Consider the following 15733-nt stretch of genomic DNA (forward strand, 5'->3'; position numbering starts at 1 on the left):
TCTTATTTGTCGGCTTTGAGCGGAGCAGCCGGTGGCTGCTGCTCGGTTCTGGCCGGGGTGGTGGCCGCAGGGCTACCTTGCAGCATGGAGGGCATGGCGTCGAGCGCCATATGCAGGGGTACGTTGGGTGGTGTGGTGGAGTAGCTGGTGGAGGTATAGAACTTGACGCCAGCGGCTGCCATGCGCAGGGCAATACGGCGATAGAATTCGCGCTGGACCTTCCACTTCATCATCGGTGCGGTTTTGATAATACCTACCAGCACTGCGCCGTTCCCATCCGAATTATCCACACCCAGATCGGTATAATCAGAGAAGATGATGGGGCGGAAGGTATCTTCCTTACGCATGTCTTCAATGGTTTTTTGCATGATCTTGACGACCTTGCCCGTGTCTTCGCTCAGATCCAGTGTCTGGCGCACAATAATCTGGTTAAAGCCGCGTGCTGTGTTGGCAATGGAGGTTACGGAGGAGAACGGAATGATATGCAGGTCTCCGTCAAACGACCGGACACGCAGGGTACGGATGGAGAGGTGTTCAACCGTACCGGCGATGCCACCTGTCGTCACCCAGTCTCCCACCTGAATGGCGTCTTCGGCCAGCATGAAAAAGCCGGTGATCACGTCTTTGACAAGACTTTGCGAACCAAAGGACAGGCCGACACCCAGAATACCCGCGCCCGTCAGCAGTGGTGTCACATTGATCCCGATCTGCGAGAGGGTGGTGACCGCAACAAAAATAATGATCACGGTCAGCAGCACCGTGCGGATAATGGGCAGTACGGTGCGCAGTCTTGCCGCCCGCGCTTCCTGCGCGCTGGCCGAATAGCGCGATATCTGCTTGTTCAGCATACTGTTCACCGTCTCCCACGCCATAGCGGCAATGGTCATGCCGATCAGCAGGCAGGCTGCGGCTCCGATCAGGCGCAGCCCAAGGGCCGAGTGGAGAAAGAAGTCAAAGGTGGGAATACTCCAGCTTTGCGCAACACAGATCGCGGTGGTCAGGATAATGGCGACGGTTATGATCTTGCGTACAAACGGGTAGTAAAAATCCGCCCGTTTTTGCAGGTCAGGGTACTGGGCCTGCAACTCCGGTCCAACGCGGAACAGTCGGTCCTGTAACCCGTACACCAGCAGCGCGAGGATGCGGGAGATAATCAGGCATAAAAGGTTCAGCAGTGTGCCATGCAGAATCCACTGGTACCCCCCCTTCAGGTGGGCCGCCCAGACAAACCACAATGCCATGTCCAGAAAAATGACCGGCACCCACCATAGTTTGGCCAGCGTGCCTGCAAACGCCCATAGGGCATTTTTGCGCAACCCCGGAGAGGGCTGGAGTGCGCGGGCCACAATATGGCGGATACGCCAGATGAAGGCGGCGATCAGCAGGTGTTCGACCAGCACCACGCCGCGCATCATGGCTTCTACCCCGCGGGTATCCAGATCAAACTCCCGCCCCAGAATGGACAAGCAGATGACAATGGAAGGCGCTGCCACCAGTACGTTCCACCACCGGGTCAGCAGCCGGGCCGTGTCATCTGGCATGGGCAGCAGGCGGATGGCGGGGGAGTGTGGGACCAGAATGGTCTCGATAACCAGATAAAGGCCACGGGCAATGGCGTAGGCGTTAACCAGCGTGAGTGCCACCGTACGGGCCTGATCGGTGGAGGTCAGAAATTCCGCGCCCAGATAGCCAAGCAGCAGGCACACCCCTACGGGCAGCAGTTTGAGCAGGAAGTGCATGGCGTTGTAGGGAATGCGCACAAGGTAGCGGAGCACCTCGTTCCCACGGCGCTGGTCTTTTTCGCGCGTCTGGGTTGTGTCTGCATCTGTGGGTGTGTCTGCGTCCGCATCGGCCACTGCTGCGGTTTCGGGGGGCGTGTCGTTGCTTATGGTCTGGGCTTCCGCCTGCCGGACCTCGCGCGCTTCGGCCATTTTCTTGACCGAAGTCAGGGGCCTGCGCAGGCCAATGCTGGTTGCCCGCTCGCCCACAAGGGCAAGGGCAATAATCAGCAGGGCGCGGCCAAAGGAATCCAGCAGGGACTGGCGGGACCGGGGGGATTGTACCTCGTGGCGGAACCATGTGCCAACAGAGCCCAGATCGGTAAACAGACTGGTAAAGTTGTCTACATACTCGGTAGCCGTGTTGCCCAGATTATCGAGTTCCGAGTGCACGGAATTATCTATGACCGCAGGTGTGGTGGTAGAGGCGGCACTGCTCGGGGCTGTGGGCAGCCCTTTGGCCATAAGGGTAAGTGTTCGGGAAAATTCGGCGCGCTTTTGGGGGTCGTTCAGCACGTCCAGCAGTTGCTGGGCATCCTGCTGGCTTAGTCCGCCTGCCTGCACGGTGGCAGGGCTGTCAGCCAGAGCGCGCTCGGTGGGGAGCAAGCTCCAGCCAAGCAGGAGTAGAAGGCAGCTTTTGAAAATCCAGGAAAAAACAAAAAAACGATCCCGGCTTTGTGCGGTCATGACCTGCCCTGTCCTTTGCTGAACGGTCTGGGGGTTTTGCGCTACGCGCCTGATGCTGCCTGCAGGGTAGGAGGCAAATCAGGCGGTATCAAGACCGGCAACCGGCGCAACTGTTATTCAGGCAGGGGAATGAGCTTAGGCGTGGGGTGGAAAAGGGGCAATCTGCGCGGGTTTTGTGTGGCGCAGGACCAATGTGCCTGCAATCATGTCATGCAACCCCTGTTTGCGCTGTGTGAATGCCACCATCAGCACCCCGATATAAAGCAGGGGGAAGGACAGGAATGCCTTGATGACAAATCGCAGCAGCGCGCGCAGATGAGAAATCTGCTCCCCCTGAAGTGAGACCACCTCCAGCCCGAACAGCCGCTTGCCCGGTGTCGCCCGGAATGATGAGGCTTCGAACATGACGCAGTACACCATGGGCAGGAGGCTGAGTACAATGCCAAACGTATGCCATTCCGCCCCCGCGTGCAGATGCGGGATCAGGACGGAAACCGGGTTTGCATGCGGGAGCGATGTTGCTGTGATGTTAACCACATCCACCGTCTGGCTGGATGCGTCGGGAATGGACAGTTCTTCCCAGTCCACGTTAATTTTTGGGCCAAAAAACAGGCTGAGAATACATTCGGCCGTGCTCAGGATGACCGCATCAACCAAAAATGCCCAGACACGCCACCAGAACCCTGCGTAAACCCATACATCGGGCTGCTGCTGCGGTGGTGTGTTCCATGCACCGGACCCGGCAGGTTGCGGTGTAGCGCCCCAGCCGGGCGGAGGCGTAATGCTGGACATGGTCAGGCTCCCTGGTGTGCCAAGAAAAGGCAGATCATCTGTAAAAAACGGAACACTCAGCTACGGTAAGAGCCGTTGATGTCGATATAGCCGTGTGTCAGGTCACAGCTCCATGTACGGGCCGTACCCTGACCAAGTCCCAGGTCAACCGCAATATCAATTTCCTGCCCCTTCATATGGGCCACCACGGGTGTTTCGTCATACCCTTCGGTTACGGTGCCATCACGGGCAATGCAGACGCCACCAATGGACACGCTCAGCGTGTCTCGGTCGGCAGGTTCGCCACATTTGCCAACAGCCATGACCACACGGCCCCAGTTGGCGTCTTCACCGGCAATGGCGGTCTTGACGAGTGGGGAGTTGCCAATGGCCATGGCCACACGCCAGGCGGATTCGTCAGATACGGCTCCGCTGACCGTAATGCTCATGAGTTTGGTCGCCCCCTCGCCATCACGGATGACCAGCAGGGCGAGTTCACGCAGCAGGTCATTCAGTGCGGTTCTGAAGTCGCTCAGAGCGGGGTCGTGCAGGGCGTCCACCGTATCGGCCACGGGGGCGTTGCCTGCTGCACCGGTGGCAAAGAACAGAACCATGTCGGAGGTGGACGTGTCGGAATCGACCGTAATGCAGTTGAAGGTGGTTTTGACCCCTGTTCCCAGCAGGGTTTGCAGCACGGAGGCTGGCAGGGCTGCATCCGTTGCGACAAAAGACAGCATGGTGGCCATGTCAGGTGCGACCATGCCGCTGCCTTTGGCCATGCCCTGAATAACCACCTCTGTGCCGTTGATCTGCGTTTTACGGATAGCCGCCTTGGGGAAGGTATCCGTGGTCATGATCCCGCGCGCAGCAGCTTCCCACCCGGTCTCGGACAGGGTGGCATGCAGGGCAGGCAGGGCGGTGGTAATGCGCTCGGCGGGCAGGATTTCCCCAATAACCCCGGTGGAGGCCAGGTAGACCGTATCGGGTGAACAGCCTGCCACTTTGGCTGCGGCCTGTGCCGTGGCTTCGCATGTCTGGCGGCCTGCGCGACCGGTGAACACGTTAGCGTTACCAGCATTGACGACCAGTGCGCGGGCCTGTCCGCCGGGCAGAATGGCGCGGCACCAGTCCACTGGCGCGCCGGGGCATTTGGATTTGGTAAACACACCGGCAACTGTGGTGCCGGGTGTAAATTCGGCCAGCACCAGATCGGTCCGGCCCTTGTAGCGAATACCCGCTGCAATGGCGCCAAGCCTTACCCCACGAACAATGCCAAGCTCAGGCATTGGCTGGGCAAGGGGAGAAACGGGGAGAGACTGCGCCATCTGGCGGTATCCTTGGTAGATGTCAGCCCCGGTCCACTACAGAACAGTCTGGAGCGGGCCGGGGCTGTTGCCGGTTTGAGTATCTTATTTTTTAGGTGCTGCGGGCGTATCGGCCAGCGGCTTGCCCGTGGTGGGGTCAAAGCGCACGATCTTGACCCCGGCTGCGGCTTTTTCCACGGCCTGACGCACGTATTTCTGGATCAGGGCCTGACGGATCTTGTCGTGCACCGCTTCGAGCGTGGGGGTCGGGTCCGTGCGTGTGTCCAGCACCTGAATAACGTGGAAGCCATACTGGCTCTGCACGGGTTTGGTGCTGATCTCACCCTTCTTCATGGCGAAGGCTGCATCGGAGAAGGCGGGGATCATGTCGCCCTTTTTAAACCAGCCAAGGTCGCCACCATTCTGTGCGGCGCTGCCCTTGTCGGTCGAGACTTCGGCTGCCAGCTTGCCAAAGTCTGCGCCACCTTGCAGCTTTTTGATCACATCGTTGGCTTCGGCTTCGGTCTTGACCAGAATATGGCGTGCGTGAACTTCCTGCTCGGCGGGTTTGCCCACGTAGTTTTCGTTATAATACTGCTTGATGGAGTCATCGGACAGGTGGGGCATCACCTGCTGGGACAGCCATGCATTCTGGAGTGCGTTGTCCGCTGCCGTCTGCATCAGCTTCTGGGTATCGGGCTTTTTGTTCAGCCCTTCCTTCTGCGCTGCAATCAGGATGGCCTTCTGGTCTGCCAGCTGGTTGACCAGCATGGGGTAGATCAGGGAGGTGGGAAGCTGGCGCATCTGCGGCGGCATGGTGGTCATGGCGTTCTGCACATCGGCAACGGTGATTTTTTCACCATTCACAGTGGCCACAACCGTGTTCGGGTCCGTGGGCTGTGCGGGCGCCGTGGAGGCGGCCGGTGCAGGTGCTGCGGCAAAGGAGGGAGCGCACAGCATGGAAGAACCGAGCAGGGCAGTGGCTGCCAACCCGAACGCGTAGGGAATAAACCGCATAGGATAAAACCTTAAAGCCGGTAAAAACAGTTCGTTATGTATGAAGGAGGCTACCCGCCCCCGCAACCCCTGTTTCGCTCTGATATGGGGCTTGAACAGCAAGCTTGGTTGACCGAACCCCTGCCCGGTCCTATTTTGCAGGGCAAGCCACGCAAAACGCCTGTGTCTTTCGCCCTGCCCCGCATTATTTTTGCGGGATGATGCAGGGAGGAGGGGGCAAGGCCGCACTGTTCTGGAAAGGTGTTCATGCTTTCACGCTTCGTCCGCGCCCTGTTCGGCACAGCCAATGACCGGACGCTCAAGGCATTCCAGCGCCGTGTGTCGGAAATTAACGCACTGGAGCCTCAGATTCAGGCTCTGGATGATGCTGCCCTGGCAGCCAAAACCATAGAGTTCAGGGACCGGCTGGCCAAAGGAGCCACGCTGGATGACCTGCTGCCCGAGGCCTTTGCCGTCACGCGTGAGGCATCGCGCCGTGTGCTGGGCATGCGTCACTTTGATGTGCAGTTGATCGGCGGCATGGTCCTGCACTCCGGCCGCATTGCGGAAATGCGCACGGGGGAAGGTAAAACGCTGGTGGCAACGCTGGCTGTGTATCTGAGCGCCCTTTCCGGCAAGGGTGTGCATGTGGTTACGGTCAATGACTACCTTGCCTCGCGCGATGCGGCGGAAATGGGGCAGCTTTACACATTTCTGGGGCTGACCACGGGCGTTATCGTGCCCAACATGCCCGATGAGCAGCGGCGTCAGGCCTACGCGGCCGACATTACCTACGGCACGAACAACGAGTTCGGGTTCGACTACCTGCGCGACAACATGAAGTACCAGCTGAACGAAATGGTTCAGCGGCCCTTCCACCACGCCATTGTGGATGAGGTGGACTCGATTCTGATTGACGAGGCACGGACTCCGCTCATTATTTCCGGCCCGGCGGAAGACAGTTCTGACCTGTACCGCTCGGTGGATAGCGTTGTCGCCCGGCTTGTGCAGGACGAAACCGCATACGAAAAAGATGAAAAATTCCGCACGGTCATCCTGACCGATGCCGGGTCGGATGCGGTGGAACTGCTGCTGCGTGAGGAAGGCGTGCTTGACGAGGGCGGGCTGTATGACCTGCACCACGTGGCCGTTGTGCACCATGTCATGCAGTCCCTGCGTGCACACACCCTGTTTGCACGTGATGTGGATTACATCGTGCGTGACGGCAAGGTTGTGATTATTGACGAATTCACCGGCCGCATGATGGAAGGCCGCCGGTATTCCGATGGTCTGCATCAGGCGCTCGAAGCCAAGGAACACGTGGAAGTCCAGCAGGAAAACCAGACGCTGGCCTCCATTACCTTCCAGAATTTTTTCCGCCTTTATCCCCGTCTTTCGGGCATGACCGGCACGGCCATGACCGAAGCCGACGAATTTGCCGAAATCTATAATCTGGATGTGGTGGCCATTCCCACCAACCGGCCTGTAGCCCGCAAGGATGAGGATGACGAGGTCTATCTGACCGAGGCGGAAAAATTTGCCGCCGTTGTCAAGCTGATCAACGAGGTGCATCAGCGCCAGCAGCCCATTCTGGTGGGCACGACCTCGATCGAGAAGAGCGAGGCCCTGTCCGCGCTGCTCAAGCGCGAGAACATTCCCCACCACGTGCTCAATGCCCGCTTCCATGAAATGGAGGCCAAGATTGTGGCGCAGGCTGGTGCGCCGGGGTCCATTACCATCGCCACCAACATGGCTGGCCGTGGGACGGACATCAAACTCGGCGGTAATGTGGATATGCTGATCGCCCAGCAGCTTGGCGATATGGAAGACACGTCTGAACGTGCGGCGGTGGAGCAGGAAATCCGCGATCGCGTAGTCCGCGACCACGCTACGGTGCGCGAGGCCGGTGGCCTGTATGTGATTGGCACGGAACGGCATGAAAGCCGCCGGATCGACAACCAGCTCCGTGGCCGCGCCGGGCGGCAGGGTGATCCGGGGAACTCCAAGTTCTTTATCTCGCTTCAGGATGACCTGATGCGGATTTTCGGCTCGGATCGCATGGGCAGCATGTTCCAGAAGATGGGCATGCAGGAAGGCGAGGCCATTGTGCATCCGTGGCTGAGCAAGGCGCTGGAACGGGCGCAGAAAAAGGTCGAGTCCCGCAACTTCGACATGCGTAAGAACACGCTCAAATATGATGACGTGATGAATGACCAGCGGAAGGAAGTGTATGCCCAGCGCCGCGAGTTCATGGCGCAGGATGACGTGTCTGCAATTGTGGCCGATGCGCAGGACGATGTGATCGATATGCTGGTTGCACGTCACATTCCCGAAAAATCCTTTGCCGAGCAATGGGATGTTGAGGGGCTGACCCAGCAGGTGCACAAAACGTTCGGCCTTGATCTGCCAGTTGCCGACTGGGCGCGTGAAGACGGTATGGACGCCGAGAGCGTGGCCGAGCGGATCAGTCAGGCGGTCACCCAGTCCCAGGCCGCGCGGGCTGCCAATATTGGCCCCGACCTGATGCGGTTTATTGAAAAGCAGATCCTGCTGACAACGTATGACGCGGTCTGGAAGGAGCATCTGCATGCGCTGGACCAGCTCCGTCAGGGCATTGGCCTGCGTGCTTATGGGCAGAAAGATCCGCTGAATGAATACAAGCATGAAGCCTTCCAGCTCTTCACTTTCATGCTTGAGGAAATGCGCCAGCGCGTAGCATCGCTCATGGCGCATGTGGAGGTCTCTCCTCCACCGATGGAAGACCCCTTTGCGGACACGGCGGCCATTCATGCCGACCCCGGAGTTGCAGGGTATGCCTCGGAACCGGGTACCGGGCTTACGCCGGGTGCCACACCGGAAATGGCCGTGCCCATCGGGGGCAGCGCCATTATGCCGGATGATCCGTCAAGCTGGGGGGAGACCCCCCGCAATGCGCTGTGCCCATGCGGGTCGGGCAGAAAATACAAGCATTGCCACGGGCAGCTAGGCTGAATTGGCCCACCCGGTGGCAGGACAGGTAAGGTAAGGAATATGGCTGGTCATTCCCAGTTCAAGAACATCATGCACCGCAAGGGTGCGCAGGACGCCAGACGCGCCAAGCAGTTTGGCAAGATCATTCGTGAGCTGACCGTGGCCACACGCTCCGGCCTGCCCGACCCCCACTCCAACCCGCGCCTGCGTGCCGCCATTGTTGCCGCGCGTGATGTGAACATGCCCAAGGACACCATTGAGCGTGCGATCAAAAAGGCATCGGGTGGCGCTGGTGGCGATGACTACGTGGAAATGCGCTACGAAGGTTACGGTCCAGCAGGTGTGGCGGTGATTGTGGAAGCCCTGACGGACAACCGTAACCGTACCGCCTCGGAAGTCCGTGCGGCATTTTCCAAAAGTGGTGGCTCCATGGGGGAAACCAATTCCGTCTCTTTCATGTTCCGCAGGCTTGGGGTCATGACCTATCCTGTATCCGTTGCTTCGGAAGATGACATGCTTGAAGCTGCTATTGAGGCGGGGGCCGAAAACGTGGTTTCGACCGAAGCCGGGCATGAGATCACATGTGAGGTCGAATCTTTTTTTGCCGTCAAGGATGCGCTGGAGGCCCGGTTTGGCGAGGCCGAAAGTGGCAAGCTGGACTGGCGGCCTGAAAACACCGTGACACTGGATGAGGAAAAGGCCCAGAGCCTGTTCAAGTTCCTTGATGTTCTGGAAGATAATGATGACGTCCAGAACGTTTATGCCAACTTTGACCTGCCGGATGATCTGGCGGAAAAACTGTCGGCCTGATTGTGGTCCGTCTGCTTGGCATTGATCCCGGCCTGCGCTTTACAGGGTGGGGCGTGATTGATGTTGAGGGCAACAGGCTCCGGCATGTGGAAAATGGCGTGATCGCCACCAATAGTGCTGAGAGCGTGCCAGACAGGCTGAAGGTTTTGCACGATAACCTGCACTGGCTGATAGAACGCCTCCAGCCTGCGGAAGCGGCGGTGGAGGAAACCTACGTCAACCGTAACGGGGCAGCCACGCTCAAGCTGGGCTATGCTCGTGGCGTGGCCCTTCTGGCTCCGGCCCTTGCCGGGCTGGGTGTGGCCGAGTACGGCGCGCTTGCGGTCAAGAAAGCGGTGGTTGGCACTGGTTCGGCAGATAAAAAACAGGTGGAAATGATGGTGCGCAGGCTCCTGCCGGGGGTGGAAGTCATACGGGCGGATGCGTCCGATGCGCTGGCTGTGGCCATCTGCCATGCCCACCACAGGGCCAGTGCCCGCCATATTGCAGCCGGAGTGCGCATGGCATGATTGCGTTTTTATGCGGACTTGTCATTCAGGTGGAACTGGGCAGCTTTGTGGTGGATGTGAACGGCGTGGGCTATCTGGTCGCAGCATCCAGCCGCACTCTGGCCGCTCTGCCCAACCCGCCTGAAAAAGCCCGGATTCTGATTGAAACCGTGGTGCGTGAGGATGCCATCCTGCTCTACGGTTTTTCTGAAAGTGCGGAGCGTGAGTGGTTTCGCCTGCTTACGGGTGTGCAGGGGGTTGGAGCCAAGGTGGCGCTGGGGATTTTGTCAGTCCTGTCCGCGAGCGATCTGGTGGCAGCCCTGACTACGGCGGACAAGGCCACCCTTATGCGTGCACCGGGTGTGGGTGCACGGCTGGCCGAGCGGATATTGACAGAACTGCGTGACAAGGCAGGCAAAATGCCTGGCAGCAAGGGCGGTTTTAGTGTGCCGGTCATGGCAACCCCCGTTGGCAGTATGGAAGCCGATGCCCTTATGGCGCTGGCAGGTCTGGGTTTCCGTCGTATGGAGGCTGCTCCCGTTGTACGCCGTATTATGGAGGCCAGTGGGCCAGAGGCTACGCTGGATACGGTGCTGCGTGACAGTCTGAAAGACCTGGCGCGATGAGCCCGGAGTTTACCCCTGAGCGAGAGATTGATGCGACCCGACAGGGCGAGGATGCGGGCGAGGCGGCTTTACGGCCACAAACCCTGTCCGACTTTACAGGGCAGCAGGCCAGCCGCGAAAACCTGTCTGTTTTTATTCACGCTGCCCGCAACCGGGGGGAGGCGCTGGACCATGTGCTGCTGCATGGCCCGCCGGGGCTGGGCAAAACCACACTGGCCCAGATTGTGGCGCGCGAACTGGGGGTGGGGTTCCGTGCGACATCCGGCCCCGTGATCCAGCGGGCGGGTGATCTGGCGGCTATTCTGACCAACCTGCAACCGCGGGATGTGCTGTTTATTGATGAAATCCATCGTCTTCAGCCCGCGATTGAGGAAATTCTCTACCCTGCCATGGAGGATTTCCAGCTTGACCTGATTATTGGCGAAGGCCCGGCTGCCCGTTCCGTGCGGATTGATCTGCCCCCCTTTACACTGGTGGCCGCCACAACCCGTGCAGGGCTGCTGGCGACACCTTTGCGTGACCGCTTTGGCATTCCGCTCCGTCTGGTGTTTTATACGCCGGAGGAACTTGCGCGTATTGTGGCGCGCGGGGCGGACAAGCTGGGTTTTGCTCTGTCTGCCGGTGGGGCCATGGAAATTGCGCGTCGCTCGCGGGGGACCCCCCGTATTGCGGGGCGGCTGCTGCGCAGGGTGCGTGATTTTGCTTCCCTTTCCGTGCCTGAAGGGCAGGTGGTCGAGGTGGAAGTGGCGGATGCCGCCCTGACCCGGCTGGAAGTGGACGGTCTGGGGCTGGACGGTATGGACCGGCGTTACCTGCGACGCATAGCAGAGTATCACCACGGTGGCCCCGTGGGGGTGGAAACACTGGCCGCTGCTCTGGCCGAATCGCGTGATACGCTGGAAGATGTGATCGAGCCTTTTCTTATTCAGGAAGGGCTGGTCCTGCGCACAAGCCGTGGCCGCGTACTGGGCGAACGCGGCTGGCGGCATCTTGGCTTGACGCCCCCACCCCGGCCCGAAAACACGGCTGGCCCCCAGATGGATTTTCTGGCGGATGATGAGGAAGCTCCATGAGCAGCCATTCCATAGATTTTCGCGTTTATTATGAAGATACGGATGCAGGGGGCATAGTGTACCATGCCCGGTATCTGGCTTTTGCCGAGCGGGCGAGAACCGAGGCCATTCGCAGTTGCGGTATGCCTGCCTCGGGCCTTTTGCATGATTACGGGCTTGTCTTTGTGGTGCATGACGCCAGACTGACTTACCGTATGCCTCTGCGGCTGGATGATGTGCTGACCGTTACAACACGGCTGACATCCCTGCGGGCCGCAAGCTGCCGGCTGGAACAGATTGTCACCCGTGGGGCCGACGTTGCGGCCGAGGTGGATGTGGGTCTGGCATGTGTCCGCGCGGCAGATGGGCGTCCTGCCCGATTTCCGCCTTCATGGCATGATCTTCTTACCCGGCTGGCACCAAAGGACTAAAAGCGCCTCTTCTGCTTTTTTACGGAAAACAGTAAGAAGCAGCAGTGTTGGGCCGTGAGGAATCTCGCCCGAGTCGGAGACTGGTGGCCCGCAACGGGTGCAGAGGCAGGAGGCATTATTGGATCGTGCGGTTGATGCGGCAAATCTCGGCGTAAGCGCGGCGGGAGACCTGTCGGTTTGGGCGTTGTTTATGAACGCCTCGCTTGTGGTCAAGCTGGTTATGCTGGGGCTGCTTTTGTGCTCCATTATGGTCTGGGCTATTATTATCGACAAGTTTGTAACAATCCGGCGGATCAACCGCGCGGCTTCGGGGTTTGAGGACCGGTTCTGGTCCGGGGGCAGCCTTGATGACCTGTACGAAAGCGATGGCGCAAAGCCCGTAAGTCCGATGGCCGCCGTGTTTGGCGCGGCCATGGGGGAGTGGCGGCGTTCGGCCCGCATTCCGGGTGTGGATCTGGTGCGTGGCGGCGTTAAGGAGCGGGTGGACCGCGCCATTGGCATTACCATTACGCGTGAGATGGATCGTCTGCGCCGCTGGGTGATTTTTCTGGCAACCGTGGGGCCGGTCGCGCCGTTTGTGGGGCTGTTTGGCACGGTGTGGGGGATCATGCATTCCTTCAGTTCCATTGCCGCGGAGCACAACACCAATCTGAGCGTTGTGGCGCCCGGTATTTCCGAAGCGCTGTTTGCTACCGCCATTGGCCTGCTGACCGCCATACCCGCTTATGTGGCCTACAACGTAATCAGTAACAGCATGGACCTGTTCGAGGACCGTCTGGAAGGATTTGGCACCGAATTTGCCGCCATTCTCTCCCGCCAGTCTGAAGAAAGGGTCTGAGCATGGCTATGTCGTCTGGTGGAAGCGGACGCCGCCGCAGGCGTCCGATGGCCGATATTAACGTAACGCCTATGGTCGATGTCATGCTGGTGCTGCTGATCATCTTCATGGTCACATCCCCCATGATGACCAGCGGTGTGAATGTTGACCTGCCCAAAACTGATGCCCGGCCCGTAAACTCGGACACCAAGCCGATTACGGTCTCCATCAAGGCGGACGGGTCCCTTTTTCTGGGGGATGCGCCGGTGACGGCGGACCAGCTTGTGGCCCAGCTCAAGGCGGCGGCGAATAATGACTCCGAGCACCGCATTTTTGTGCGTGGCGATGCCCATATTGATTATGGGCAGGTCATGCAGGTCATGGGTCAGATTACCGCAGGTGGATTTACACATGTGGCTCTGCTGGCGCAGCAACCCGCCAGCTCCGGGCAATAAGCCATCCGGTCGGGTGGAGAGGTACGAACACGATGCCTATGGCACGGCCACGCCGGTCTGATCAGCTTCTGCTCAGGCGGTCTCTTTATGTGTCAGGTGCGGCGCATATCGCAGCACTTGTGGCGCTGCTGATCTCCCTGCCGCCGCCAAAGCCGCCGGAAGAACCGCCACAGCCCACGGTCGAGATGGAGTTCGAGCCATCAGACGCGCAGGATGGAGGCCCCTCCGCCAAGGCTGAAAAGCCTGCGGAAGAGCCGCGTCCGCCCGCTCCCGCCGTGCAGGATGCCCCCCCCACGCCCGAGCCGCCCAAGAACGTGCCGAACGAGGAGCCCCCGCCCCCGCCGCCCCCGCCCCAGGCTGTGCCGCCCCCGCCCCAGGCGGAGGCTGAGCCGCTGCCCGACGTACCCCTGCCTCCCAAGGCGGAGGAACCCTCGCCAGAGGCGGTCAAGACACCCCCGTCCCCCCCTGCGCCGCTCAAGCCGTCCACCAGTGTGGCGCCACCATCCCCCATGACGCAGCAGACGGATACGCTGCCCGATGTGGTGGTGCCCTCGCATCTTACGCAGCCCAACAAGGCCAGAAAGAGCGAGCCGGATACCCATTCACTGCTGGAAACGCTGGATACCTTCCGTTCGGACCAGAAGCAGACACACGCACCCAAGGCGCGGGCCAACCCGCTGGCCGGGGGGGCACCTAACGGGGGTGGTTCACCCGTTGGCAGTAACATTACGGGCAGCCTGAGCGTTGGGCAGCAAAAGGCCATTGGGGCATCCGTCCGCCGTTGCTATTCGGAGGATACAGCGGCCAAGGACTATGCCAGTTTTGTGGCCCATCTGGTTGTAACCGTGGATGCAGTGGGTGAGGCACGTATTGTGCAGTTCGCCCCTGAAACACAGGCGCGCATGGACGCGGACGCGTCCTACCGTGCTCTGGCCGAGCGTGCCCGCGCGGCCGTGTTAAACCCCACATGCGCCAAACTGCCGATTCCAAGGGAGCTTCTTGGGCAGCCCCGACAACTCAAATTTGTCTTCAGGCCTTAAAAGCAGGCCACACGGAGGAAAACACATGCTGATGAGTACCCGGCCTCTTATTTCCGATCAGGAAGCAGATGCTCTGGTGGGCGCGCTGCGCCGCCGTACCCTGCTTGGCGCGAGCGTTGCCGCAGGGGGCATTCTGGCCACTCCGCTGGCCGCTTTTGCCGCCACGGCCGCACCGGAGGCGGAAATTACGGTGGATCAGGCCCGTACGGCCCCCATTCCCATTATCATTCCTGATTTTGGTGGGGGGCTTGGCCAGCAGATGGCCGAGGTGCTGACCAACGACCTGAACAACACGGGCCTGTTCAAGGTTATTCCCGGTTCGTCCGCTGCCGCCAAGCCCGACTTTGCCACCGCCAAGGGCCTTGGCGCGCATGCGCAGGTTACGGGGAGTGTTACGGGGAGTGGCGCATCCGTGCGGGTGGAAATCCGGCTGTGGGATGTGCTGAGCCAGCAGCAGATTCAGGGGACAGCCTACACAACATCCTCCGCCAACTGGCGGCGTATCGCCCATATTGTGGGTGATGTGATTTACGAGCGGATGTTGGGTGAAAAAGGGTATTTTGATACCCGTATCGCCTTTATTTCCCGTTCTGGCCCGCGTGGGCGCCAGCGTACCCGACTGGCCGTCATGGACCAGGATGGTGCCAATGCCCGCATGCTCACGGCGGGTAACTGGCTGACGCTGACGCCCCGCTTCAGCCCCGTCAAGGACCAGGTCGCCTTCATGTCCTACGCCAATAACCGGCCGCGGGTGTATCTGTTTGATCTCAATACCGGTCGGCAGCAGATTCTGGGTGATTTTCAGGGGATTTCGTTCGCGCCACGCTTCTCGCCCGATGGGCGCACGGTCCTGCTGTCCGTGACCCGCAATGGTGGGTCGGACCTGTATTCGGTTGATCTGGCTTCGGGTGCGCGCAGGCAGCTTACGGCTTCGGGCGCGATTGACACCAGCCCGTGCTACAACCCGGATGGCTCGCAGATCGTATTCAACTCCGACCGTGGTGGCAGCCCGCAGCTTTACATCATGCCAGCAGGCGGGGGGAACGCGCAGCGGGTTTCCTACGGGCAGGGCACTTATGGTGACCCCGTATGGTCCCCCCGTGGGGACCTGATCGCCTTTACCCGTATTGCAGGTGGCATGTTCTCGCTCGGGGTCATGCAGCCTGATGGCACGGGTGAGCGGATCATGACCCAGGGCTTTACGGTGGAAAGTCCGAGCTTCTGCCCCAATGGGCGCGTGCTGGCCTATTGCCGCCAGAGCCGCGCCGGCGCGGGGGGGAGCGGATTCAGCTCCATTATCGGCATGGTCGATATTACGGGCTTCAATGACCGCGTCATTCCTACGCCAGAAGGGGCATCCGATCCCGCATGGTCCCCCCTGAACGGGTGAAGGATTATTCTCCCGCCCGGCGCTGGGGCGGGAGAAGTTTTCATAATTCCGCCGTAATTTTCTTTATAATTCCGTAGTTTTGGACTATCATGCACGGGGCCGGGGTGTGTTGTTTGGG

The 15733-nt window shown here is 60.0% G+C and carries 14 protein-coding genes; 10 read left to right on the top strand and 4 right to left on the bottom strand.

The window, feature by feature from the left end; translation table 11 throughout:
* Positions 1–2 precede the first annotated feature (2 nt).
* The 4 genes from PY793_RS08500 to PY793_RS08515 form a co-directional block, all read right to left on the bottom strand.
* A complete protein-coding gene (locus PY793_RS08500) occupies positions 3–2465 on the bottom strand; it encodes a mechanosensitive ion channel domain-containing protein (RefSeq protein ID WP_275177664.1) in 2463 nt (820 codons plus the stop codon).
* 135 nt (positions 2466–2600) lie between these two features.
* Entirely contained in the window at positions 2601–3257 is a 657-nt protein-coding gene (locus tag PY793_RS08505) for an RDD family protein (protein ID WP_275177665.1), read from the bottom strand.
* A 56-nt stretch (positions 3258–3313) separates the two neighbouring features.
* Positions 3314–4561 (bottom strand): bifunctional glutamate N-acetyltransferase/amino-acid acetyltransferase ArgJ, encoded by a 1248-nt coding sequence (argJ, locus tag PY793_RS08510; RefSeq protein WP_275177666.1) that lies wholly within the window; start codon positions 4559–4561, stop codon positions 3314–3316.
* Between the two features lie 84 nt (positions 4562–4645).
* The gene (locus tag PY793_RS08515) at positions 4646–5698 is read right to left on the bottom strand and encodes a peptidylprolyl isomerase (protein ID WP_275177724.1); all 1053 of its coding nucleotides are present in this window, start codon (positions 5696–5698) and stop codon (positions 4646–4648) included.
* 105 nt (positions 5699–5803) lie between these two features.
* Here PY793_RS08515 and secA point away from each other — a divergent pair, with 105 nt between their 5' ends.
* The 10 genes from secA to tolB all read left to right on the top strand — a co-directional run bounded on the left by secA (position 5804) and on the right by tolB (position 15615).
* On the top strand, positions 5804–8527 hold the full coding sequence (gene secA / locus PY793_RS08520; protein ID WP_275177667.1) for a preprotein translocase subunit SecA: 2724 nt from the start codon (positions 5804–5806) through the stop codon (positions 8525–8527).
* A 39-nt stretch (positions 8528–8566) separates the two neighbouring features.
* Complete coding sequence (locus tag PY793_RS08525) at positions 8567–9316, top strand: YebC/PmpR family DNA-binding transcriptional regulator (protein WP_275177668.1); 750 nt, start codon at positions 8567–8569, stop codon at positions 9314–9316.
* A gap of 2 nt (positions 9317–9318) precedes the next feature.
* Positions 9319–9825 carry a crossover junction endodeoxyribonuclease RuvC gene (ruvC, locus tag PY793_RS08530; RefSeq protein ID WP_275177669.1) on the top strand — a complete coding sequence of 169 codons (507 nt, stop codon included), beginning with the start codon at positions 9319–9321 and terminating at the stop codon, positions 9823–9825.
* Positions 9822–10430, top strand: coding sequence for a Holliday junction branch migration protein RuvA (ruvA, locus tag PY793_RS08535; RefSeq protein WP_275177670.1), 609 nt, complete (start codon positions 9822–9824; stop codon positions 10428–10430). Before ruvC ends, ruvA begins: the two co-directional genes overlap by 4 nt.
* Positions 10427–11503 (top strand): Holliday junction branch migration DNA helicase RuvB, encoded by a 1077-nt coding sequence (gene ruvB / locus PY793_RS08540; protein WP_275177671.1) that lies wholly within the window; start codon positions 10427–10429, stop codon positions 11501–11503. Before ruvA ends, ruvB begins: the two co-directional genes overlap by 4 nt.
* Positions 11500–11913, top strand: a complete 414-nt coding sequence (gene ybgC, locus PY793_RS08545) for a tol-pal system-associated acyl-CoA thioesterase (RefSeq protein WP_275177672.1) — start codon at positions 11500–11502, stop codon at positions 11911–11913. Before ruvB ends, ybgC begins: the two co-directional genes overlap by 4 nt.
* A gap of 97 nt (positions 11914–12010) precedes the next feature.
* Positions 12011–12751 (top strand): protein TolQ, encoded by a 741-nt coding sequence (gene tolQ / locus PY793_RS08550; protein WP_025826892.1) that lies wholly within the window; start codon positions 12011–12013, stop codon positions 12749–12751.
* 2 nt (positions 12752–12753) lie between these two features.
* Positions 12754–13185 carry a protein TolR gene (gene tolR, locus PY793_RS08555; protein ID WP_166115665.1) on the top strand — a complete coding sequence of 144 codons (432 nt, stop codon included), beginning with the start codon at positions 12754–12756 and terminating at the stop codon, positions 13183–13185.
* 32 nt (positions 13186–13217) lie between these two features.
* Complete coding sequence (locus tag PY793_RS08560) at positions 13218–14225, top strand: energy transducer TonB (RefSeq protein ID WP_275177673.1); 1008 nt, start codon at positions 13218–13220, stop codon at positions 14223–14225.
* Positions 14226–14250: 25 nt separating this feature from the next.
* Positions 14251–15615 (top strand): Tol-Pal system beta propeller repeat protein TolB, encoded by a 1365-nt coding sequence (tolB, locus tag PY793_RS08565; RefSeq protein ID WP_275177674.1) that lies wholly within the window; start codon positions 14251–14253, stop codon positions 15613–15615.
* The last annotated feature ends 118 nt before the right edge of the window (positions 15616–15733 follow it).

The sequence above is a fragment of the Acetobacter fabarum genome, assembly GCF_029069195.1.
In the GTDB taxonomy this organism is placed as follows: Bacteria; Pseudomonadota; Alphaproteobacteria; order Acetobacterales; family Acetobacteraceae; genus Acetobacter; species Acetobacter fabarum_A.